Source organism: Rheinheimera sp., assembly GCF_036782235.1.
Lineage (GTDB): Bacteria > Pseudomonadota > Gammaproteobacteria > Enterobacterales > Alteromonadaceae > Pararheinheimera.
The window spans coordinates 56,711-78,973 of sequence record NZ_DAIPZL010000003.1 but is presented as its reverse complement, the minus strand read 5'-3'; the positions used below and the strand labels follow the sequence as shown (position 1 = coordinate 78,973).

Sequence of the window (22,263 nt, the reverse complement as noted above, 5' to 3'; positions counted from 1 at the left end):
GCTAACCATAAAGAAAGAAGGTTAGCGAGGATAATTCTCGCACCCTGCAAGCCACTTATTTAAAAATAAAATTGAATCTTCTCAAAACGAAAGCTAACAGTATGACCAGGAGGAAACTGATAACAATCCTTTTTTCTATGTTTAAAATATACGCCATATCGTTACGATAAATATAAAAGGCCCAATATACGCCACATAACAACAGAAGAGGTTTGTAACCTGCTTTCACTGACTGAATAGCCAGATTAAGTACCATTAACACCAGGCTGTACACGGCACTTACCGCAAAAACACCAAAAATCCCCGAAACTGCATAAAACTCAGCTAAGAAATTTGATGCCATACCGTAGTTGATTTTTGGAAACAACGCGGGTTGAAAATAGTCATTGAAGCTACGGATCTGTCCAAACACAACATCACCGAGCAACACAAACTGCAACGGAATTAGCTTTAAATGCTCTGCATCGGTACGAAAATCCAAAGAAACTACGGTGTTAAGAATAGACTGAGTTACAAAAGGTTCGCTTGTACTGAGCAACTTTTCATAGGTTTGGGAGTTTGACAATATTGCCAGTAAAATATCTATATCGCCTTTTTTTAACCCAAACATCATTAATTTTAACATTAAAATAGAAAATACAGCAAAAACGCCGAGCAGTAAATATGGCCATAGGCCTATCAATCTTTTGTCTTTCTTATTAAAAGAGACAAAAAACAACATTAAAATTGCGATAACAAAGGATGTTCGAAAGCCGAGGTATACGTCAAAACAAAGAAAGAACAACAAACATATATATGCAGTTCTAAACTTCGCCACTGTTAACACATAAGCTATCGCTAACAGCAGGATTGACTCGTACAACAAGTACCAACGACCTATGTTGGCCATAACCTGATTTTTATCAAGTTGATGAAGTGCCCCACCGCCAAATATATTCAGTAAAAAGAAGGAAATTAACAACAAGATAAATGCGGAGTACATCTCATATTTATACTTGTCATCCGCTTTAATTTGACTGTAATTGAAGTTGCCTGAGGTTTTAATAAACAGGTCATGGCTAAGGGTTGTTAGAAATAGTATTGATAAAAATATAAAATAAACGGCATAGGTTTTATCTGCCAATGGAGAATACACCCAATCCGTCAGATCAACCAAAAAACCGGCGTAACCAAAAAAAGTTGGCGAAAAATAAATAAAAGACGAAAAGTAAGAAATGCCGAATAAATCAAACCCGTTTCTTCTTAAAAGATAGAAAAGAAGAAGACTCAGATTAAATAAAATAAACGGCAGTTGTACCTCACTCATTTTCTATGCACTTTTCATTTGCATACGAACGAGTTTAATCATGCAAATCGCCATATAGCCTATAAAAGCGATGACCAAAGAGAATAAAACAATCAGCGCGCGGAAAGGTCCGGACTTACGCTCTGGTAATGTAGGAGAATCAATCGTTGTCAGCGAGTAATTCGGCGTAATGCTTGCAACAATAATCTCTTTGCGCTTTTCTCCGGCTAAATCGAACAAAAGCGCGCGCACATCTGCATTCTGATTTTCAGCCAGAGATTTCTCTATAGATTGCAAAGCCTGGTTGTGATCATTTAATGCTCTTGCTCGCATTACGTCATTAATTTCAGCAATCAAAAGGCTTAACCAGGCTTTGGATAGTTCTGGCGCAAGTGTCTCTATGCTGACTTTAATAAAGTCTGTTGTTTTGTCTTTGTTGACCACAAGAATAGCCCTGAACTCTCTGACTAACTCTTCATCAGAGGGTTCAACACCCCGATCTGCGGTCGGGGACCGAAGCCATTTTTCGGTTTTGGCATCGTATAGTTCAGGATCATAGACCAGAGTCTGCCTGGCACTGTCCCATGACTTGGCGGCAATAATGGCGGCTTCAATTTTGTGTTTGCGGATAAAGCGACTGATGAACTCAGTCGACTTTAACACTTCTACCACTAAATCAGCTTTATCAACCCCCATGCCACCGATATTAAAACCGGCGGCTGAGGCTAAGCCACTTAATGAGCCCAGAGATCCCAAACTTTTTTTGTCCTGAACCGGTGCCAATACCGCTTCCGAGCGATACAGATTCGGTAACCCCAACGAATAATACACACTGGAAACGCATGCAATGATCACCAGAATGATCAGAACCAGATACGAATCAAATACAATTTGCAGCAACGTCTTTTGACTGGTGGTTTTGTGTCCAACCTTTTCTGATTCGTCTTGAGGCTCTGCAACTAACAGTACGTCATTGTTATTCATATTTACCTAACCCAACACTATCAACTTTTAAAAGGAATTAATTGCGGCTAAAGCAACTGCACTTTGATAGAAAATTTGGGTGAGCTGAGCCCATAAACTAATATTGTCTTTAAATTCAGTATCAAGTGGCACCACAATGGTATCGCCTGGCTGAATTTCCTCGCTGCTTAAGGCAAACCAGCTTTGTTTCTGCGGCACCAGTACTGAACCATCGGCACGGATAATATAAACACGGTCTTCATCAGCCCGTTTTCTCGAACCGCCCGCCAAACGCATATAATCGTCCAGTGTCAGGCCGGCTCTGTATCTATGGCTGGAAGGATGTTGTACTTCACCCACAATGGACACTGTGGTTTTGCGGGTTGGGATCATCAGGTAATCGCCGTTTTCCAGAACAAAATCATCATCCTGACTGCCTTCAGCTACAGCTTTCACGTCAACAACCAGTCGACCCACCGGCTTTACCTTTTCAATTTCACTGAGCATAGACAATGCATCCTGAGTACTCAGGGTTGCCGACTCGGCGGACAAAGTGCGGGCTGCGATGTCGCGGCGCAATTGTTGCGTCAGTTTGGTAATTTGCTCAACTTCCTGAGCTTTTACCTGTTCCCTGATCATCACAGCGCCCTGTGGAAAGGCGTTTTGCGTCAGGCCGCCGGCGCGTTTTAACACATCAGCCAGGGTTTCACCGCTGCGCACTGAATATTCGCCCGGGAACCGGACCTGGCCAGCAATAGTGACCCTCTGTTCCTGATCCCAGTCAGTCAGGCGGAACACATTTAACCTGTCGCGGCTTTGTAACAGCGTTTGCGTCTTTTGCGACAATTCATCAAATAGCTTGATATCCATATGTTCAACCTGAACAGCACCACTTTCGTTAATAGTGGCTCTGGTTAACTCTGCCCGTTCAAGGAAGGCACCAGGCAACAAACCGCCCGCTGCAGCAATTAAGTCTTCGACTGAGCCCTGCTCTGGTTTCGGATATTGACCCGGATATTTCACTTCGCCAGACACATACACAACGGCATGATTTGATACGCCAGAACTGCGGGTTTTTAATTCATTAAGCAGGTTAAATAACAACTCTTCGCGTGTCAGACCTGCAGAGAGCTGCCGTATCTCAGGCTTTTTATGCACCTCATCAAGAAACTCGCGCATCAGCCTGGCCACAAGCTTGTGGTGACTTTCGGGCAAACGCTGCATTAATTCACGCTGACGCTTAGTGTCTTCGGTTTCAACCAGCTGACGCTTTTCAGAGAGTGCAGTCTCTTCTTCATTCAGTACCAGGCTAAAAGCCAAGCTGGCAAAACCGGCTTTGGAAATCAGGGAACGGACTTGTTCCTCAGACTTCTCACTGGTTTCAGGCCTTAATTCTTTATTTAACACCGTCATCTCGCCGGATAAAGTTAACGCTTCCTGATAACGTTCAAACAATAATGCATCTACTTCATCGCGAAGTTTTGGCGCGTTATAACTGAAAACATAAATAGAGTCCTGGCCCTGTAACAACAGATCATCACTACTTTTCGGGAACTCGATTGCCTTGCCCAGATTAAATTGTTGAATCGATATCTTATTGTTGCTACCGGAACGACTGACAACCAACGCATAATCTAAATCGGTGTCAATGGTTAAATCAGCCCAGATGGATGACAAGATATCGCTGACACGCATAGATTCGCGGTGGGCGTAAATACCAGGCCGCGCCACAGCACCGATAATTTCGATTTTGTTCTGGATATTTGAAGACACCTTGCCAAAACGAACCACATCACCATTATGGATTGGTTGTTGTAAATCTCTGGCCGATGAAAGGTCGAGATTGATCATGGTGCGCACCGCATTTTTTTCAATGCGCTCAAGAGTGACACCATTTAAAAAAGCCTGCGCCTTGCCACCGCCTGCCATGCGTACCAGATCTGCCACAGTTTCATTGGAGCCAATCTCATACAGGGCAGGACGTAATACTTCGCCTGCAGCTTCTGCTAGAGCGGTATAAGGGGCAATAAAGACCACGTCGCCATTTTGCAAGGCCTGATCAACATTAGAATCGCCACCAAGCAATAAACGATATAAATCTATGGCTATTTTTGTGCCATCTTTACGCTGCAGCTGAATGCCACGCAGTGCACCAATATCACTGATACCGCCGGCCTGCACTAATACATCAACCACTGAAGATAAAGCAGGAACAGTGTAAGAACCTGGTCGTTTTGCTTCGCCGGCAACAATAACGCTGATGGTGCGTAGCTGTCCCATACTGACGTTCACTTCAGCCCCTACGTTAGCAGCGAGGATACGCTGAGTAATTAATTGTTTTGCTTCGGCAAAAGTGAATCCTGCTACCGAAACTACACCTATCTCACTGATAGATACAGTGCCGTCTCTGGCCACCTGAAGTTCTTCATCCATTGGTTTAGCACCAAAAACCTGAACTCTGAGCTCGTCATCCGGACCAATACGGTAGTTACTCGGTACCGGAGTACCGGTCTTTGTATCAAGTTCTGTATTAATATTTTCGAAAAAACTTAGTCCAAAGCGCTCGGGCTCCTTGCTTTTACTTTCTGCAAGATTTTCTTCTTTTACTGAGCTTTTATTTTTCTCGGTAAAGGCGTCAGCTTCGTTCTTTTCTTCGGTATCTGATGAGCTTTCGGTTTTTGATTTTTTCAGATCACTTACTTTAAGACCGTATTGTTTTGCAATCCTGGCCTGCTCCGATTTTGGCAATTTATTAAACTGAGCCATCATCGCAGGAGACGGGGTAGCCGCTTGCAGGGCAAATGAAAGACATCCAGCAGCTAAAAAGGCGGTAAGCTTTCTAAAAAAATTTGTCACTATGTTACTCCATCTTTCTTATAAAATTCGCGCAAAACCAATACAAAACATAAAGTTACATATCAAGGCTCATAAAGGCACTAAAACGCAAGCCGGATATTCTACTATGTCTGATTGCTCAACAGCGAGGTTTTTCCATGTAATCGACTGTTACTAAACACAATTCAAACGTCACATTTCCCGTTTTTACCCATCCTCCCCCCTGATAGGCTGGCAAGATGCCACAAAACGGTTTCACGCAGACGTTGTTTAAAATCCGCAGCTGGGGACCAGCTCAGTTCATGCCGAATCTTTGACGCATCCAGTGCGTAACGAATGTCGTGGCCAGGTCTGTCCTGAACAAACTGAATCAAATCACGGTAACTTTGCAGTGTACCTTTTTTATCAAAAGCCAACTCATCCAGCAGCTCTGCTAGCATCAGCACTAAGTCTATATTTTTTAATTGGTTATCTCCGGCTATATTGTACCTGCTGCCAACCTGCCCCTGCTGGATCACCAATAGCAGTGCATGGACGTGGTCGTACACATAAAGCCAGTCCCTGATTTGCTGACCATCGCCGTACAAAGGTAACGGCTCCAGCCTGAGTGCATTTGAGATCATCCTTGGGATCAGTTTTTCAGGATATTGACCTGGTCCAAAATTATTGGAGCTGTGGGTAATAATGACCGGCAAGCCATAAGTCCGATGCCAGGCCATCACCAGGTGATCTGCAGCAGCTTTTGACGCAGAATAGGGGCTGCTTGGAGCGTATGGATTCAACTCAGTGGCAGCAGGTTCATTTGCAGCAATGTCGCCATACACTTCATCGGTCGACACGTGCAACAATCTGAAAGCGTGTTTTTTGACATCAGATAAACCCAGCCAATACTGTTTTGCTGCTTCAAGCAGTTGATAAGTACCGAAAATATTGGACCGAATAAAATCGGCAGGCCCTGAAATAGACCTGTCAACATGAGTTTCGGCCGCAAGATGAAATATAGCGTCAGGTGCAAAAGTGTTGATAAACGCCGACAAAGGTTCAGCACAACATATATCCAACTGAGCAAAGCTGCATCGTCCATCAGGACTAAGCTCAGACAAGTCCGGCGCTATGGCGGCATAGGTCAATTTATCCAGGATCAGCACTTGCCAGTCAGTCTGATGCAAAATGGTTTTAACCAATGCCGAGCCGATAAAACCCGCGCCTCCCGTCACAATAACCTTCATTAACCCTCGCTTGATATGAACATTTTTACATTGATAACCTGTTTATTCATGCAGCCTGCATTAGTACTTACGCACACTGTCGCCCCGCCCTATTGCGTAATAAGTAAAACCAAGCTGCTGCATTTTGGCCGGGTCAAACAGATTGCGGCCATCAACAATCACTGGCTGGCGCAAGCTTTGTTTTAGCAGGTCAAAATCCGGTGATCTGAAGGTTTTCCACTCAGTACAAATCACCAACACGTCAGCCTGATGCAAAGCAGCTTCTTTCGTGCCCACCAGCTGTAAATCTGCTCTAATGCCATAAATTCGTTGAGTCTCTTCCATGGCTTCAGGGTCAAAAGCCTGCACCTTTGCACCCGCGGCCCATAAAGCTTCCATCAGCGCCCGGCTTGGTGCTTCCCGCATATCGTCAGTATTTGGTTTAAAACTCAACCCCCAGATGGCAATAGTTTTACCAGTCAGGTTGCCATCAAAATGCTGCGCCAACTTGGCAAATAACTTGTGTTTTTGCGCGTGATTGACTGCTTCCACCGACTTGAGCAAACTGGTGTTGTAACCGGTTTGTTCCGCAGTGCGGATCAGTGCCTGCACGTCTTTGGGAAAACAAGAACCGCCATAACCACAACCCGGGTAAATGAAGTGGTAACCGATCCGCGGATCAGAGCCGATACCATGACGCACCTGCTCAATATCTGCGCCCAAAAGCTCAGCTAGATTGGCCATTTCATTCATAAAACTGATTTTAGTAGCCAGCATGCAGTTCGCTGCGTATTTGGTGAGCTCTGCACTTCTGACATCCATCACAATAATTTTGTCGTGATTGCGGTTAAAAGGTGCATATAACTCTCTTAACTGCTGTTCTGCCCAAAGATTGTCGGTGCCCAGAATAATCCGATCCGGCCGCTGGCAGTCCGCAACAGCAGCCCCTTCTTTTAAAAACTCAGGGTTAGACACTACGGCAAAATCAATATCGGCCTGACGCTGCTCCAGAGTTTGGGCTATTACAGCTTTGACTTTATCGCCGGTACCAACTGGCACTGTGGACTTATTAATCACAACTTTAGGGCTAGTCATGTGCTGCGCAACACTGGTGGCCACTTTTAACACATACTGCAAATCAGCCGAACCATCTTCATCAGGCGGGGTGCCCACCGCAATAAATTGCAATTCACCAAAATGCACGCCGGTGGCAGCGTCTGTGGTGAATTCCAGTTGTCCCTGTGCCACGCCCTGCTGCACCAGGGCTGACAAGCCAGGTTCAAAAATAGGAATAATACCGGCTTGTAAATCTGCCACCCGTTTAGGGTTCACATCCACACAACAAACTTTATGTCCGGCTTCAGCCAATACAGCAGCCTGCACTAACCCGACATAACCAATGCCAAAAACTGTGACTTTCATTCGATATCCCTTTTTGTATGCTGTACAGAACCGAAGCGGCGCATCATTGACTGTTATGGCGGATATACCAGGGCATGGCGACTGCCAGGCCTTCGCTCAGCGTATGGCTGGGTACATAACCGAGTAAACGTTCGGCTTTGCTGACATCGGCTTGCGAATGGCGTACATCACCGGCGCGAAAATCGCGGTATAGCGGTTCTTTTTGATAGTGGGCACCATTGGCGCTGAGCCTTTGCTGAATGGCGTGAAATAAATCATTTAACGTGGTTCTGTCACCTACCGCCACATTAAAGACTTCACTTTTGCCAAGCGCGGTGGTGGCCGCCAGAATATTTGCCTGCACTGCATTGGCGACAAAACAAAAATCACGGCTGGTTTCACCGTCGCCATTAATCACAACATCATCGCCCGCCAGCATTGCAGCTGTCCATTTTGGGATCACAGCGGCATAAGCCCCATTGGGGTCTTGTCTTGGGCCAAACACATTAAAATAGCGAAGACCTGTGCTATGAAAACCATAACAGCGGGAAAACACGTCGGCATAGAGTTCATTCACATATTTGGTGACTGCATAAGGCGACAATGGATTACCAATATTGGCTTCCACTTTAGGTAAAGCCGGATGGTCACCATAAGTCGAGCTTGACGCCGCATAGACAAAACCCTGCACACCGGCCTCTTTGGCGGCTTGCAGCATATTTAAAAAGCCGCTGATATTGGTGTTATTAGTGGCGATAGGGTCATTAATGGACCGCGGCACAGAGCCCAAAGCAGCTTGGTGCAATACATAATCCACCCCGGTAACCGCAGTCTGGCAGTCACTGAGCTCACGGATATCCCCTTCAATAAAACGAAACGCCTGCCACTGCTCATCCGTCACGAGCTGCTGCACCTGCTGCAGGTTATGCCTGTGGCCGGTGGCAAAATTATCAAGCCCCACCACTTTCTGGTTCAGTTTTAATAAGGTTTCTAATAAGTTAGAGCCAATAAAACCGGCGCAGCCTGTCACCAGCCAGGTTTTTGGTGCTGCCAGCAATTCCTGCTGACGTTGTTCGAATCTATTCATCATTTTCTCTGCTGTCCTTGTTGTTGTGCGCCTGGCTTGTTGTTCTTACCGGCTCCACAACGTCAAAAGCCACAAAGTGCTGCAGCTATTGTGGCCCATTCCGCTTTTTATCTGTTATTTACCAAAATAAGCTTTAATGGCATCCACAATACGGCTACATGCCTGGCCATCACCATAAGGGTTATGGGCAAAACTCATGGTCTGATAATAATGGCTATCGGTCATCAATTTACTGACTTCACTGACAATTTTATCTTTGTCTGTACCTACCAGCTTGACAGTACCGGCAGCCACAGCTTCAGGCCGCTCTGTGGTATCACGCATCACCAGCACAGGTTTACCCAAAGACGGCGCTTCTTCCTGAATACCGCCCGAGTCGGTCAGTACCAGATAACTGCGGCTCATCAGGTACACAAAAGGCAAATAATCCTGTGGCTCAATTAAATGCACGTTAGAGGCATTGCTGAGTAAACGGAACACTGGTTCACGTACATTGGGGTTTAAATGCACCGGATACACAATGTCGGCATCAGGGAACTGTTCAGCAATGGCTTTGAGTGCCGCACAAATGTTTTCAAAACCGGCACCAAAACTTTCGCGGCGATGACCTGTGACCAAAATCAGCTTGCGACCGTCCTGACCATAAGGGAATTTGCTGGCAAAATCAGCGGATAATTGCTGGTCGGCGTCAATCTTGGCAACCACCTGATGCAGCGCGTCTATGACTGTGTTGCCGGTGACAAACACTTTGACCGGATCAACATTTTCGGATAACAAATTCTGCTGAGAGGTCGCAGTAGGCGCAAAGTGTAAAGTGGTGATAGCGCCGGTTAAACGGCGGTTGGCTTCTTCCGGCCATGGGCTGTAAATATTACCGGTTCTAAGCCCAGCTTCAACATGACCAACGGCAGTTTTTTCATAATAACAGGCCAGCGCTGCAGCAAAAGTAGTGCTGGTATCCCCATGCACCAGAACTATATCAGGCTGGAAATCACGAAGTACGGGTTTGATATTTAACAGAATACTGGTCGAAACGTCATATAAATCCTGCCCTGCTTTCATTATGGCCAGGTCATACTCAGGTACGATATGAAACAATTTCAGCACCTGATCCAACATTTCGCGGTGTTGGCCCGTAACACATACACGGCTGTCGATGGCCGGATCCTGTTTTAATAAATTGACCAGCGGCGCCATTTTAATAGCTTCCGGCCGGGTTCCAAACACACTGAGTACCTTTAACATAAGCAGATCCCGTAGCTTAGCCGTAAATAGCACGCAGCTTATCAAACCTCAGTTGAAAGTAACAGCATTGCAGGGTGCAATAAAGGCGCACAACCACACTGTTTTCAGGCGGTTGCGACCGATTAAGGAACAAAAACAAAGAAGGGTTTTACAGTGGCGGCAATACAGGAGGAGAAAACAGCCAAAGCCAGTAAATAAGCGAGGGCAGATTAGGCTCACAGCAAAAACTTTAGATTAATCTTTAAAACAGAGTTTAACAGCAGGTTATTGCCCGCTGCAGTACCGTCCAGTTAACCTTTTTGCTGGCGATGCAGATTTAGCAATAACTCAGCTTCGGCGCGGGGTAATTCACATTCCTGCATAATTTCATCAAGGCCGGCACCAAGCTGAACCATTTTCATCGCCCTGCTGTATAGTTTTGATTCGGGATCGGCAAGCTGAATTTTTTGCTGGTGTTCTGACAACTGCTCCAGCTCAGCGGCCTGGCTTTGCTGCGATAACTGCAGTTGTTGTAACAAACGTTCTGCCGACAAAATACGCTGGCCAACACCAATCACACCGTTTCGTAACTCTTCTACTTCAGCACGGCTAATATTAAAGGCTTGCTGCAACTCTTCCATCCGCTCAGTTTGCAGCAACAATTGCCGCTGCGTTATTTTGTGTTGCCACACCACAACAAAAACCAGCAGTATTGCTACTGCCGGTACTATGGCGAGGGTTAACCATTCAATTGGAAAAGGCACAGGCAGGAACCGCTTAAATACTAGTAATTTCGTCCCACTCTTCATCAGTGAGCAGTTTGTTCAGGTCAACCAGGATCAACAACTCACCATCACGGTTTGATACACCCTGAATAAACTTAGCGCTTTCATCAGTGCCGACGTTTGGCGCTGTGTCAATTTCTGAACCGCGTAAATAAACTACTTCAGCCACGCTGTCGACCAGAATACCAATCACCTGTTTATCCGCTTCAATAATTACAATACGGCTGTTTTCGGTGACATCAGAAGGCGGCAACCCAAAACGTGAACGGGTATCTATCACAGTAACCACATTACCCCGCAGGTTGATAATACCAAGCACATAAGAAGGCGCACCAGGCACAGGCGCAATGTCGGTATAACGCAACACTTCCTGCACCTGCATCACGTTAATGCCGTAGGTTTCTTCCTGCAGCTTAAAGGTCACCCATTGCAGTACTACATCATTTTGTTCTTTGCTATTACCTGCTTGCGCCAATAAATTGCTCATGAATCGCTCCTCTACCTTGGTCCGTGCTTAGTCTGAACTGCCTGCGCCCTGCGCGAGCAACGCAATCAAGGCATCCACATCTAACAAAGCACACATATGTTGTTTAATCAATCCGGCTAACCATGGGCGTTTGCCCTGGGCCTCACGCCATTTTACGTCTTCTTGTTCTAAGGCTACTGTGTTGATCAAGGATTCACAGGCAATACCCCATGAACTTTTGCCCAGCATAATAACATATTGATAGTTTAGACTTTCTGCCAGTTGTTGATCGTACTTTTCTGGCATCACCCAGCGGGCTGTATCCACCACATTAATTTTTTGCTCGCGGTATAACATCACCCCTTTATACCAGAGCGGCTTGCCGGGTAAAGTGTTGATCGCAGTGATTTTGTGAATGCCGCCTAAATCTTTAAGCGGTAATGCCACTTTTAAACCTGCCACCTCAAAAAACAGCGCCTGGAAACGGCCCTGGCGGTAGGTTTTCTCAACAACTGGCACAGCAGGCGCTGCCGGCGGCGCTGTATTGGTCAGAGCCTCTTGCACCACAACTTTGTTGGCTGTCACTACCGGGGCTGGTTTGACTATTTCCGGCTGAACTTTTGCTTCAATCTTAGGCTGTGGTGCAGCGACAACAGGCGCAGCTTTCGCCACTGTGACTGCTGCAGCCTTAGGCTTGTCAGGCTGAACTGTCGCCAATAACTGATTCAGCTGCTGTTTTTTCACTTCAGCAACTTTCGTCTGAACCTCCGGCTCCTGCTCTTCGGTCAGCAGTGCAGCCAAATAGTTGCGCATTACCTTATGACTGGCAACCAGATCACTCATGCACAGGCTCCGGGCTTAACTGCAGCAAATAAGTTAACAGGGTATTGTAAGCAAAAACACCACGGGATTTAGGCGCATACACAGGCGGCGGCGTTTGTGCCAGACTGGCATCACGCATTTTTGTGTCGATTGGGATCACCGCAGACCAAACCAAATCGCCATATTTTGCTTTGAGCTCTTTATAAGCTTCCAGTGAAGCTTTAGTGCGTTTGTCGTACATGGTTGGCACTATGGTGAACTGATAGCCTGGCTGATTACTGCTTTGCATCAGCTGCATAGTGGCCAGCATCCGATCCAGGCCTTTAAGCGCCAAAAACTCGGTCTGCACCGGGATCAGGATACGGTCGCAGGCGGCCATAGCATTCACCATCAACACCCCAATTACAGGCGGGCAATCGATCAGCACATAATCATATTCGTCGGCAATTTTGGCCAGGGCTTTTTTCAGAATTAAGCCCATACCACCTTTATCGCCCAAAGATCTGTCCAGTGTCGCAAGTGCCATAGACGAGGGCAGAATATCCAGATTATTCATGCCACTTGGGCATAACGACTGCATGATCTCTTCTTTGCTGATGGATTTACCGCGGATAAAAATGTCGTAAACGCTGTTTTCCAGCTCCTCTGCATCAATACCAAAATAATAGGTTAATGAAGCATGAGGATCGGTATCAATCAATAAAACTCTGTGGCCACGCTCTGCCAACAGCGCACCTAATGTCACAGTAGAGGTGGTTTTGCCTACACCACCCTTTTGATTTGCAATAGTCCAAACGACCAATTAATTATTCCCGTTTTTTTGTTCTTGGTTATCTGCCGGTGTCGGCGGTGCAGAAGTAATTCTGATCCCCCCGTGCGGTAAGCGGATAACATGAATGGTGCCATCTTCAGCTGGCAAAGTTGCGGCCTGTCGTAACACCTGCTTCAACTCTGCTGGTGTTGCTTCAGATGGCAACTGTGATTGTGTGTTGAGCGGCCGCGCTGCAAATTTAGAAATGGCAATAACCACCTTGCGGTTTTCAGCCCGGCCCCGCTCTGTACTGTTATCGGCAAAAGGCGCAAACTCACCATAACCCTCAGCAGCCAACCGCTCGGGCTTGACACCCAGACTTTGTAATTCACGTAAAATTGCGGTGGCTCTTGCCATCGACAGTTCCCAGTTGGATGGAAAAATTTCATTGCTCATCGGCTGATTATCAGTGTAACCACGCACCCGCACTATATTGCTGGTCTGGTTCAAAATATCGACAATTTCTTTAAGCAGTACCCGTGCTGACGAGGTTTGTACCGCACTACCGCTTGGAAACAACAAACCACTGTTGAGCTGAATTGTCAGCCAGTCTTCGTCATTTTCTACCTTGGCTACACCTTGTTCAATCAGGTTGGCCAGCGACTGAGTCAGTTGCTCCTGTAAAGATACCAGCGGGTTGCCAAACTGTGGATCTTTTTGCACGTTTTGTTCTTTCGCGTCCGCCACCAGTTCCGGCCCGGTAGCGGTTTCCAAAGAAGACCCAAACTTCTGATAATCACTGCGGGGTTTGTTATCGGTTAATACGTCCGGCCCTTTTACCCCAGTCTGTGGCACCGGCGCTTTTTCAAAAACCTGCGCCAAAGTGGTTGAAATGGTTTTGAATTTTTCTTCTTTGGCGATCGCCAACGAATACAAAACCACAAAAAGCGCAAACATCAGCGTGACATAATCCGCATAAGACACCAGCCAGCGGTCGAGTGGCTCCTGGTCCATCTGCTGATGACGTTCACGATACCGATACATAAAATTATCCGACCCGGTAAGCTGCAAGTTTACGCTCTATAACCCTTGGATTTTCACCGTTGGCAATAGACACCACACCTTCCACTATCAACTCGTGATACAAAGTACGCTGCACCACCACACTTTTCAGTTTGTTGGCAATAGGAATAAACACCAGGTTGGCAAAACCAACCCCATACACTGTTGCAACAAAAGCTGTTGCAATGCCACTGCCCAATAATTCAGGTTTATCAATGTTTTGCATCGCCTGAATCAGGCCAAGCACAGCACCGATAATGCCAATTGTCGGGCTGTAACCACCCATGGCTTCATAAATACGGGCCGAGCGCATTAAACGTTCACGCTCCAGTGTTAGTTCAGCATCCAGCGCGTCCTGCAAAATGGCAGGTTCTACCCCATCCACCAGCAAATTCAGCGCGTTATGCAAAAAAGGATCACTCTCCTGCAGCGCTTCTGCTTCCAGTGATAAAAAACCATTGGCTCTGGCAGCTGTTCCCCAGTTAATCAAACGCTCGACTGTGGCGTTCAGCGGCACATACTGGGCGCGGAACACCCAGGCCAACATTTTGATGCCCACGGTAAACTGTGGTAAAGGAGTCTGGAACAGCACTGCCCCCAGAGTTCCACCCAGTACTATCACCAGCGCTGGTATATCAAATAAGGTTGCTAAATCACCACCATGCAGGGTGTAACCGCTGGCTATGGCCGCAAGCCCTAGAATCAAACCAGCGACTGACAGTTTATCCATGACCGACTTCCGCAATTATTTTGCCAGCGACTTCCGGCAAACTGACTTCAACGTCGGTTAAGCCGGCACTGGTGACGGCCTGTGGCATACCATATACCACACAGCTGGCTTCATCCTGCGCCCAGATGCGGGAACCAAATTGTTTCAGCAAACGACAACCATCACGCCCATCCGACCCCATGCCGGTCAGCACTATGGCCAGCACTTTGTCGCTGAACACTTTAGCGGCAGTACCAAAGGTAATATCCACACTGGGTTTAAAAGTAATACGGGGTGAATCGTCTTCTTTAATACGAAGCTTGGCCTGATTCTCTGAACCTTCTACCAGCATTTGTTTACCACCTGGCGCCAGATAGGCCACGCCAGGTTTTAACAGGTCTCCGTCAACAGCTTCACGTACTTCAATTTTCGCCAGTGAATTTAACCTGGCCGCAAAAGCACCGGTAAAAGCAGCAGGCATATGCTGTACCAGTACTATCGGCAATGGGAAATTGGCAGGAAGTGCAGTGATAATAGTTTGCAGCGCAACAGGGCCACCTGTTGAAGTGCCAATGGCCAACAATTTGTAACTTTTACCCGACGCCTTAAAAGAACGTTCCGGCTGAGTTTCAGTGTTTTCAGCACGCTCCGGGCTTTTTAATAATTCAGCTCTAGCCAGGGGTGTACGTGCAAGCGGTGCAGTCGCAGGCCTCGCTGCAGGAGCAGGCGCTGCGGCTGTTGCTGATGGTCGCACAAACAAACGCCGGCGGGCGACCGCTTTGACCCGCTGGCGCAGCACTTCGATAGCTTCACCTTTATCACGGGCAATATCTTCAAATTTTTTCGGCAGGAAATCGACGGCTCCGGCATCCAGAGCGTCCAGTGTGGCTTTGGCGCCGGCATGGGTCAACGAAGAAAACATCAGGATTGGCACCCTCTGTTGCTTCAGGATTTCCCGCACCGCGGCAATACCGTCCATCACCGGCATTTCCACATCCATAGTGATCACATCCGGCTTTAACTCCAGCGCTTTCTCAACTGCTTCCCTGCCGTTGTTGGCAGTGCCTATCACAGTTAATTCCATATCGCCTGCCAGAATTTCGGTCAGGCGACGACGGAAAAAGCTCGAATCATCTACCACTAATACCTTGATCGACATAGATGACTCGCTTATGAAGTTAAATTGTTAAACCGGTCAAACTTGATCTTGGACTTTTTCGCGTAATGTTTGAGCAGGTTTGGTACATCCAGAATTAACGCTATACCACCGTCTGACGTGATAGTGGCACCAGCCATACCAGGCGTGCCCTGCAACAAGGCATCCAGCGGCTTAATCACCACTTCTTCCTGACCCACCAGCGAGTCCACCACAAAACCAACCTGCTGGGTGCCTAACTGCACAATCACCACATGACCCTGTTCACGGCGCAGTTTCTGATTTGAACCACGCACCAGCCAATGCTCCAGATAAAACAGCGGAATTGCTTTGTTACGCACCACTATGGTCAACTGGCCATCAACAATATTGGTTTTTGATAAATCCAGATGGAAAATTTCATTCACTGTGGCAAGTGGCAATGCAAATGGCTGTTTGCCAACCACCACCATCAGCGTTGGTAATATGGCTAAAGTCAGCGGAACCTTAATTTCCAGTAAGGTGCCTTGCCCTAACTTCGAATGAATATGCACAGTACCGTTGAGCTGGTTGATTTTGGTTTTCACCACATCCATACCCACACCACGGCCGGAGATATCCGAAATCTGCTCTTTAGTCGAGAAACCAGGGGCAAAAATCAGGTTAAAAGCTTCGGTATCCGACATCCGCGCTGCAGCATCCGGATCGAGCACACCGCGCTTGATAGCGATGGATTTCAGCTTCTCGGGATCCATACCGGCACCATCATCCTGAATAGTTAACAGAATATGGTCGCCGGCCTGCTGGGCGGCAAGTTTAACCAGACCTGTCCGTGGTTTGCCATTTTTGGCCCGAACATCCGGCATTTCAATACCATGGTCGACCGAGTTGCGGACCAAGTGCACCAGCGGATCGGCCAGCGCTTCCACCAGGTTTTTATCTAAATCCGTGTCTTCACCCTCAAGCTCGAGGTTAATTTCTTTTTGTAACGATCTTGCTAAATCTCGTACCACGCGCGGGAAACGGCCAAATACTTTTTTGATCGGCTGCATCCGGGTTTTCATCACAGCACCCTGCAAGTCAGCCGTCACTACATCCAGATTCGAAATCGCTTTGCTCATTTCTTCATTCTGGGCTGCAGCAGACAGACTCACCAGGCGGTTACGCACTAACACCAGTTCACCCACCATATTCATGATCTGGTCGAGGCGTTTGGTGTCAACCCGCACAGTAGTATCAGCGGCTGCACCTTTGCTGTCATCCGCATCTTTATCTTTTGCTGCTGCAACAGGGGCTGGCGCTTTGACTACTTCCGGTGTTTTGGCCGGTTCTGCTTTAGCTACAGGCGCCGCTGCTTTTGCCACCGGAGCCGCAGCTGCTGGTTTTGCGGCAGGCGCTGCTGCTTTTGCAGGTTCAGCCGCCCCCACAGGTGCTTTACCTTTGCCGTGTAACTCGTCTAATAAGGATTCAAACTCTTCGTCGCTGATGTCATCCGGAGATTTTTCAGCTGAAGCAGGGGCTGCGGGCGCTGCGGCTTTTACCACAGGCGCAGATTCATGGCTGGCAGGAACAAAAGAGCCCTTGCCATGCAATTGATCCAAAATGGCTTCAAATTCATCATCAGTGATATCGTCGGAACCTGAGTCCAACACAGCCGCCGCTGTTGTTTTGGCAACTACCGGCTCTGACCGGCCTGGCGCTGCGCTGCCATGTAGTTCATCCAGCAAACGCTCAAATTCATCTTCAGTGATATCATCCACTGAACCTGAGCTGGCTTCAGCACCACCTTCAACTTCCAGCGACACCGCCGCATCAAAGGTATCCAGACTCATTTCAGGTTCATCAACGGCAACCGGAGCCTCAACAGCAGGTGCGGCATGCACTTCGTCTTCTGACTCGGGCTCGCTCAGACGATGTAATGCATCTAATAATTCTGGAGAGGCAGGTTCAAGCGGTTGCCGGTTCTGTACATTGGCAAACATTTCATTGATGGCGTCCAATGCCTGCAGGATCACGTCCATCAACTCAGACGTTACCCTTCTTTTGCCGGTGCGTAGAATATCAAAAACGTTTTCTGCACCATGGCAGGCGTCCACCAGTTCTGTCAGCGACAGAAAACCGGCGCCACCTTTTACCGTATGAAAACCACGAAATATTGCATTTAATAAGCTGGCATCGTCGGGATTATTTTCTAGTTCGACCAACTGCTCCTGCAACAGCTCGAGGATCTCGCCGGCTTCGACTAGGAAATCCTGTAAAATGTCCTCATCTAAATCAAAGCCCATGCTACCGCACCTCTCTTAAAAACCTAAACTCGATAATAAATCATCAACGTCGTCCTGGCCGTGCACCACATCATCACGCAACTGCGCATCAATAATCGGGCCTTCAGCTTCATGGCCTGCTTTAGGTTTTTTCGCAACCACGGGCGCAGGTTTGTCCAGTACAGGTAAGTTTTGATGACCAAATGCTGTTAATAGCCCAATCAGACTGTCTTCCACTTCACGTACCAGCTCGATCACACGACGCAAAATTTGTCCGGTCAGATCCTGATAATCCTGCGCCATCAACACTTCGGTCAACGATGATTGCAAAGCAGTGGCATCGTTCGAAGCATGGCTTAGGAAACCGTTCAGACTATGGCATAACTCTTTGAATTCACCAACTTTCATATTCCGACTCATCAACTTTTGCCATGCAGGCAAGATATGAGAAATGTCGGAATTTAATTTATCAGCGATAGGAAGACAGGATTCAACGGCGTCCATCGTTTTGTTGGCCGCCTGCTCTGTCATGTCAATAACATGATTCAACCGACGTTTGGCGTCCGGAATATCTTCGGTGAGCAAACTATCGATGGCTGGGTCAACCTGAAAGTTTTTCAGGGAATCGTGTAACTGACGGGTAAGTTTGCCTACTTCGGCGAACAACTCGGAGGAGCCGGGCACTGCAAGCCCCTGCACAAGTTCATTTGCAGCTTCCTGCTGCTCCATTTCCAACAACTGCACAAGCTCACGAGCCTGTTCCAAGGTGATCATAGGTGCCGTAATTGCAGACATGGCGCCACTCCTTTGTCAGATACGGTTAACCTAAGCGTTCAAAAACTTTAGACAACTTCTCTTGTAAGGTGGCTGCAGTAAAAGGTTTAACGATATAACCGTTCACACCGGCCTGTGCTGCGGCAATAATTTGTTCTTTTTTGGCTTCCGCAGTCACCATCAATACCGGAATGTGTTTCAGTCGGGCATCAGCACGAATAGCGCGAAGTAAATCAATACCTTGCATACCCGGCATATTCCAATCTGTTACGACAAAATCAAAATCGCCGTTTTGCAGCATTGGAAGTGCAGTACTGCCGTCATCTGCTTCCGACACGTTGGTAAAGCCAAGATCGCGCAACAGGTTTTTGATGATGCGTCTCATAGTAGAAAAGTCGTCTACCACAAGAATTTTCATATTCTTATCCAAAATCCCCTCCGACGAGATACCTCAATGGTTATTCTCAAGTATTACAACCAGTCCTGCATCCGGGCTCTTAACCGCACCAGTGCCTGACTATGGATTTGACTGACACGAGATTCGCTGACGCTTAAGACTTCGCCAATCTCTTTCAGATTTAGTTCGTCATTATAATATAGCGACAATACTATTGCTTCCCGCTCAGGTAAGCTACTGATATTTTTTATTAAAGCCTGTTGAAACGAATCGTTAGCCTGCTCTTCATATAAATGATCATTTTCACGATCATCTGCAGTAACCAAGGCATCGTCGGTGACACCTAAATCTTCGATGCCTATGATGCGTCCACTACTGACATCACTCAGCATATGGTGGTATTCATCTAAAGTTATATCAAGTTTTTCAGCAACTTCAACATCTTTTACGTCTCGTCCGAGTTCTGCTTCGAGTTCGGCTATTGTTTCAGCAATCAGGCGGGCATTACGGTGTACTGAGCGGGGGGTCCAGTCACCGCGGCGGATTTCATCGAGCATGGAACCACGAATACGAATACCGGCGAAGGTTTCGAAGCTGGCACCTTTGGTGCCATCAAAATTTTTTGCCGCCTCAATCAAACCTATCATACCGGCCTGAATTAAATCATCAACCTGCACACTGGCTGGCAATCGGGCCAGCAGGTGGTAGGCAATACGTTTCACCAGCGGCGCATGTTTCTCCACCAGTAATTGCATCTGATTAGCAGCACCGTAGGCTGCGAGGCGATTATTCACGCCATACCCCGTGGTTCATGCTGTGGTTGCACAAGTTGCTCCAGAAAAAACTCGAGATGACCGGATGCACTGGGCGGCACCGGCCATTGTACGGCACGGGTCGCCAGAGTTTTAACCGCCAGCGAAGCCGGCGTTTTAGGGAAGGCTTCGATAAAGGCTTTTTGTTTGCGGGCTGCTTTTCGCACATTTTCGTCAAAAGGAATAGTGGCAACCAGCTCCAGAGTCACATCCAAAAATCTGTCAGTTACCCTGCTTAATTTGGCAAAAAGCTCCTGGCCTTCTTTTAAACTGCGCACCATATTGGCGACAATTTTAAATTTTTGCACTGCATGTTCACGGCTTAGAATTTTCATTAAGGCATAAGCGTCAGTGATCGATGAAGGTTCATCACAAACCACTACCAACACATCCTGTGAGGCACGCGAGAAACTTAGTACCATATCTGAGATACCGGCGGCAGTGTCGACCAATAGCACATCAAAAGAGGTTTTTAATTCACTAAAAGCACGGATAAGACCAGCGTGTTCTGCCGGACTCAGCTCAGTCATTGATTGGGTGCCCGATGTGGCTGGCACAATTTTGATACCAAAAGGGCCGGTAACCAGAATGTCGTCAAGTTCAGCTTCGCCGGATAACACATGAGACAGGTTACGTTCGACCCTCAGGCCCAACATCACGTCACAATTGGCCAAGCCAAGGTCGGCATCCAGTACCAGCACCTTTTTGCCCATTTGTGCCATGGCCATGGCCAGGTTCAGTGTGACGTTGGTTTTACCCACCCCACCTTTACCACCTGTGACCGCTATTACTTTGACCATACGCTGTTTCATTCTTCTCAGGCCACTGGCTTGATCGTAAGTTAATTCATGATTATGCATAGGTTGCTTCCGTCCGGGTCAAACCATCCTGATACCACTGATGCCCCGAACTGGTGTGGGCCATGCGTAATTGTTCTGCCTGCGTCACCATCGCCGTTGCTTCAGCAATTTCGATATCTTCCGGAACCCGTTGACCGTTGGTCAAATAACTGACAGGTAACGCATTTTGAACAGCGACATTGATAATTTCACCCAGACTTAAGCATTCATCAAGTTTGGTGAAAATACAACCTGCCAGTGAAATTCGTTTAAAGTGGTCCACAGTTTCCTGCATGACCCTTGCTTGGGATGTTGCTGACAATACCAGATAACTCTTTATTTTGACACGCGAATTATGCATCAAAGCCGACAGATTTTCAGCCAGGCGCACGTCTCTTTGACTCATGCCGGCGGTGTCGATCAAAATTAACTTACGTTGTTGTAACTGGGTTAACAATAATGTCAGTTCTTCGTGATCTTTGGCCTGTTTCACCGGACAACCAATAATACGGCCAAAAGTGGCTAGTTGTTCAAAAGCACCAATACGGAAAGTGTCAGTGGTAATCAATGCGACCTGATCTGCACCATGGCGTTTGGCAAACTGCGCTGCCAATTTAGCAACAGTGGTTGTTTTGCCAACACCGGTCGGCCCCACCAGCGCAATCACGCCGCCACGGCGCATAATGTCGTCGTTGGTCGTGGTCAGCTGGCCGGCTAATAATTCCAGTGCACAACTCCAGGCATCACGGTCGCTGATATCTTCCGGCATAAAGCAGGCAAGCTGATCGGCCATGGCTTCGGACAGGCCAAGCTGGATCAGCTGCTCAATCACCAGGGCACGCACCGGCTCGCGTCTGGCGAGGTCTTGCCACATTAACCCCGATACCTGATGCTGCAGTAGTTGTTTCATCGACTGCATTTCCTGGCGCATCACGTCAAACTGTTGCTGCATCAGACTGGCTTGTTGTTTCTGCAGTGCCGACAGCTCCTGCAGATTTGGCCCTGAAGTGACAGAATTCTGACGCTCCTGTGGCTCTGTTCTGGCTTTTAATGGACTTTGACGTGGACTCTGTATCGCACTTTGCAGATTTTGCGTCAGCGGATTGACGGCAGCAGCGGCCTGAAGATCAGGTGCCGCTTTTTGCTGTTTAATCATCTGACGCGCCAATAAAGCGCGCAGCGAATCTGCAGGTTCGGCTTCTTCTTCGTCATCGCCCACCCGGATATCCAGACGGGGTTTGCTGGTTGGCTTGGTTGCCGCTGTTGCTTCTGCTGCTGCCTGAGCCTTAGCCGGCGCGGCTTCCGGGTCAACGGCTGCGACGATTTCCACACCACCGGCCACTTTTTTGTTTGATAAAATAATGGCATCCGGGCCGAGAAACTCTTTAACTTCGGTTAAAGCTGTCCGCATGTCTTTGGCTACAAAACGTTTAATTTTCATCTT

At 47.5% G+C, this 22,263-nt stretch carries 20 protein-coding genes; all 20 read right to left on the bottom strand.

All coding sequences use genetic code 11. From position 1 onward, the window contains the following. Positions 1 to 55: 55 nt before the first annotated feature. Complete coding sequence (locus tag V7P87_RS04430; protein WP_333796345.1) at positions 56 to 1,306, bottom strand: hypothetical protein; 1,251 nt, start codon at positions 1,304 to 1,306, stop codon at positions 56 to 58. 3 nt (positions 1,307 to 1,309) lie between these two features. Further along, positions 1,310 to 2,269: a hypothetical protein gene (locus tag V7P87_RS04425; protein WP_333796344.1), complete on the bottom strand. Its 960-nt coding sequence runs from the start codon at positions 2,267 to 2,269 to the stop codon at positions 1,310 to 1,312. 27 nt (positions 2,270 to 2,296) lie between these two features. Continuing rightward, complete coding sequence (locus V7P87_RS04420; protein WP_333796343.1) at positions 2,297 to 5,104, bottom strand: SLBB domain-containing protein; 2,808 nt, start codon at positions 5,102 to 5,104, stop codon at positions 2,297 to 2,299. 164 nt (positions 5,105 to 5,268) lie between these two features. Then, positions 5,269 to 6,312 carry a dTDP-glucose 4,6-dehydratase gene (rfbB, locus tag V7P87_RS04415; protein ID WP_333796342.1) on the bottom strand — a complete coding sequence of 348 codons (1,044 nt, stop codon included), beginning with the start codon at positions 6,310 to 6,312 and terminating at the stop codon, positions 5,269 to 5,271. A gap of 60 nt (positions 6,313 to 6,372) precedes the next feature. Beyond that, positions 6,373 to 7,713, bottom strand: a complete 1,341-nt coding sequence (locus V7P87_RS04410) for a UDP-glucose dehydrogenase family protein (protein ID WP_333796341.1) — start codon at positions 7,711 to 7,713, stop codon at positions 6,373 to 6,375. Positions 7,714 to 7,756: 43 nt separating this feature from the next. Next, a complete protein-coding gene (locus V7P87_RS04405) occupies positions 7,757 to 8,779 on the bottom strand; it encodes an SDR family oxidoreductase (protein WP_333796340.1) in 1,023 nt (340 codons plus the stop codon). Between the two features lie 114 nt (positions 8,780 to 8,893). After that, positions 8,894 to 10,024, bottom strand: a complete 1,131-nt coding sequence (gene wecB / locus V7P87_RS04400) for a non-hydrolyzing UDP-N-acetylglucosamine 2-epimerase (RefSeq protein ID WP_333796339.1) — start codon at positions 10,022 to 10,024, stop codon at positions 8,894 to 8,896. Positions 10,025 to 10,314: 290 nt separating this feature from the next. Further along, on the bottom strand, positions 10,315 to 10,767 hold the full coding sequence (locus V7P87_RS04395; protein WP_333796338.1) for a DUF2802 domain-containing protein: 453 nt from the start codon (positions 10,765 to 10,767) through the stop codon (positions 10,315 to 10,317). Between the two features lie 13 nt (positions 10,768 to 10,780). Then, positions 10,781 to 11,275 (bottom strand): chemotaxis protein CheW, encoded by a 495-nt coding sequence (locus V7P87_RS04390; RefSeq protein ID WP_296299332.1) that lies wholly within the window; start codon positions 11,273 to 11,275, stop codon positions 10,781 to 10,783. Positions 11,276 to 11,302: 27 nt separating this feature from the next. Continuing rightward, complete coding sequence (locus V7P87_RS04385) at positions 11,303 to 12,097, bottom strand: chemotaxis protein CheW (RefSeq protein ID WP_333796337.1); 795 nt, start codon at positions 12,095 to 12,097, stop codon at positions 11,303 to 11,305. Next, positions 12,090 to 12,878 carry a ParA family protein gene (locus tag V7P87_RS04380; protein WP_333796336.1) on the bottom strand — a complete coding sequence of 263 codons (789 nt, stop codon included), beginning with the start codon at positions 12,876 to 12,878 and terminating at the stop codon, positions 12,090 to 12,092. Before V7P87_RS04380 ends, V7P87_RS04385 begins: the two co-directional genes overlap by 8 nt. Further along, complete coding sequence (locus tag V7P87_RS04375; RefSeq protein WP_333796335.1) at positions 12,879 to 13,871, bottom strand: OmpA family protein; 993 nt, start codon at positions 13,869 to 13,871, stop codon at positions 12,879 to 12,881. A 4-nt stretch (positions 13,872 to 13,875) separates the two neighbouring features. Beyond that, positions 13,876 to 14,619 carry a flagellar motor protein gene (locus V7P87_RS04370; RefSeq protein WP_333796334.1) on the bottom strand — a complete coding sequence of 248 codons (744 nt, stop codon included), beginning with the start codon at positions 14,617 to 14,619 and terminating at the stop codon, positions 13,876 to 13,878. Then, positions 14,612 to 15,757, bottom strand: a complete 1,146-nt coding sequence (locus tag V7P87_RS04365; RefSeq protein WP_333796333.1) for a protein-glutamate methylesterase/protein-glutamine glutaminase — start codon at positions 15,755 to 15,757, stop codon at positions 14,612 to 14,614. The genes V7P87_RS04370 and V7P87_RS04365 overlap by 8 nt, the downstream gene beginning before the upstream one ends. An 11-nt stretch (positions 15,758 to 15,768) precedes the next feature. Beyond that, entirely contained in the window at positions 15,769 to 18,018 is a 2,250-nt protein-coding gene (locus V7P87_RS04360) for a chemotaxis protein CheA (protein ID WP_333796332.1), read from the bottom strand. A gap of 15 nt (positions 18,019 to 18,033) precedes the next feature. Then, positions 18,034 to 18,792 (bottom strand): protein phosphatase CheZ, encoded by a 759-nt coding sequence (locus tag V7P87_RS04355; RefSeq protein WP_333796331.1) that lies wholly within the window; start codon positions 18,790 to 18,792, stop codon positions 18,034 to 18,036. Between the two features lie 25 nt (positions 18,793 to 18,817). Further along, entirely contained in the window at positions 18,818 to 19,189 is a 372-nt protein-coding gene (gene cheY / locus V7P87_RS04350) for a chemotaxis response regulator CheY (RefSeq protein ID WP_442967929.1), read from the bottom strand. A gap of 53 nt (positions 19,190 to 19,242) precedes the next feature. Then, positions 19,243 to 19,962: an RNA polymerase sigma factor FliA gene (locus tag V7P87_RS04345; RefSeq protein ID WP_260657703.1), complete on the bottom strand. Its 720-nt coding sequence runs from the start codon at positions 19,960 to 19,962 to the stop codon at positions 19,243 to 19,245. Beyond that, on the bottom strand, positions 19,959 to 20,840 hold the full coding sequence (locus V7P87_RS04340) for a MinD/ParA family protein (protein WP_442967928.1): 882 nt from the start codon (positions 20,838 to 20,840) through the stop codon (positions 19,959 to 19,961). The genes V7P87_RS04345 and V7P87_RS04340 overlap by 4 nt, the downstream gene beginning before the upstream one ends. After that, positions 20,833 to 22,260, bottom strand: a complete 1,428-nt coding sequence (flhF, locus tag V7P87_RS04335) for a flagellar biosynthesis protein FlhF (RefSeq protein ID WP_333796330.1) — start codon at positions 22,258 to 22,260, stop codon at positions 20,833 to 20,835. The genes V7P87_RS04340 and flhF overlap by 8 nt, the downstream gene beginning before the upstream one ends. Positions 22,261 to 22,263 lie beyond the last annotated feature (3 nt).

Excerpts from the sequence above, each read along its gene's own strand:
- wecB (WP_333796339.1), bottom strand. The coding sequence starts at position 10,024 with ATGTTAAAGGTACTCAGTGTGTTTGGAACCCGGCCGGAAGCTATTAAA.
- V7P87_RS04355 (WP_333796331.1), bottom strand. The coding sequence starts at position 18,792 with ATGTCTGCAATTACGGCACCTATGATCACCTTGGAACAGGCTCGTGAG.
- V7P87_RS04405 (WP_333796340.1), bottom strand. The coding sequence starts at position 8,779 with ATGAATAGATTCGAACAACGTCAGCAGGAATTGCTGGCAGCACCAAAA.
- rfbB (WP_333796342.1), bottom strand. The coding sequence starts at position 6,312 with ATGAAGGTTATTGTGACGGGAGGCGCGGGTTTTATCGGCTCGGCATTG.
- V7P87_RS04340 (WP_442967928.1), bottom strand. The coding sequence starts at position 20,840 with ATGCATAATCATGAATTAACTTACGATCAAGCCAGTGGCCTGAGAAGA.
- V7P87_RS04425 (WP_333796344.1), bottom strand. The coding sequence starts at position 2,269 with ATGAATAACAATGACGTACTGTTAGTTGCAGAGCCTCAAGACGAATCA.
- V7P87_RS04370 (WP_333796334.1), bottom strand. The coding sequence starts at position 14,619 with ATGGATAAACTGTCAGTCGCTGGTTTGATTCTAGGGCTTGCGGCCATA.
- V7P87_RS04365 (WP_333796333.1), bottom strand. The coding sequence starts at position 15,757 with ATGTCGATCAAGGTATTAGTGGTAGATGATTCGAGCTTTTTCCGTCGT.
- V7P87_RS04385 (WP_333796337.1), bottom strand. The coding sequence starts at position 12,097 with ATGAGTGATCTGGTTGCCAGTCATAAGGTAATGCGCAACTATTTGGCT.
- V7P87_RS04360 (WP_333796332.1), bottom strand. The coding sequence starts at position 18,018 with ATGGGCTTTGATTTAGATGAGGACATTTTACAGGATTTCCTAGTCGAA.
- flhF (WP_333796330.1), bottom strand. The coding sequence starts at position 22,260 with ATGAAAATTAAACGTTTTGTAGCCAAAGACATGCGGACAGCTTTAACC.
- V7P87_RS04390 (WP_296299332.1), bottom strand. The coding sequence starts at position 11,275 with ATGAGCAATTTATTGGCGCAAGCAGGTAATAGCAAAGAACAAAATGAT.
- V7P87_RS04375 (WP_333796335.1), bottom strand. The coding sequence starts at position 13,871 with ATGTATCGGTATCGTGAACGTCATCAGCAGATGGACCAGGAGCCACTC.
- V7P87_RS04410 (WP_333796341.1), bottom strand. The coding sequence starts at position 7,713 with ATGAAAGTCACAGTTTTTGGCATTGGTTATGTCGGGTTAGTGCAGGCT.
- cheY (WP_442967929.1), bottom strand. The coding sequence starts at position 19,189 with ATGAAAATTCTTGTGGTAGACGACTTTTCTACTATGAGACGCATCATC.
- V7P87_RS04430 (WP_333796345.1), bottom strand. The coding sequence starts at position 1,306 with ATGAGTGAGGTACAACTGCCGTTTATTTTATTTAATCTGAGTCTTCTT.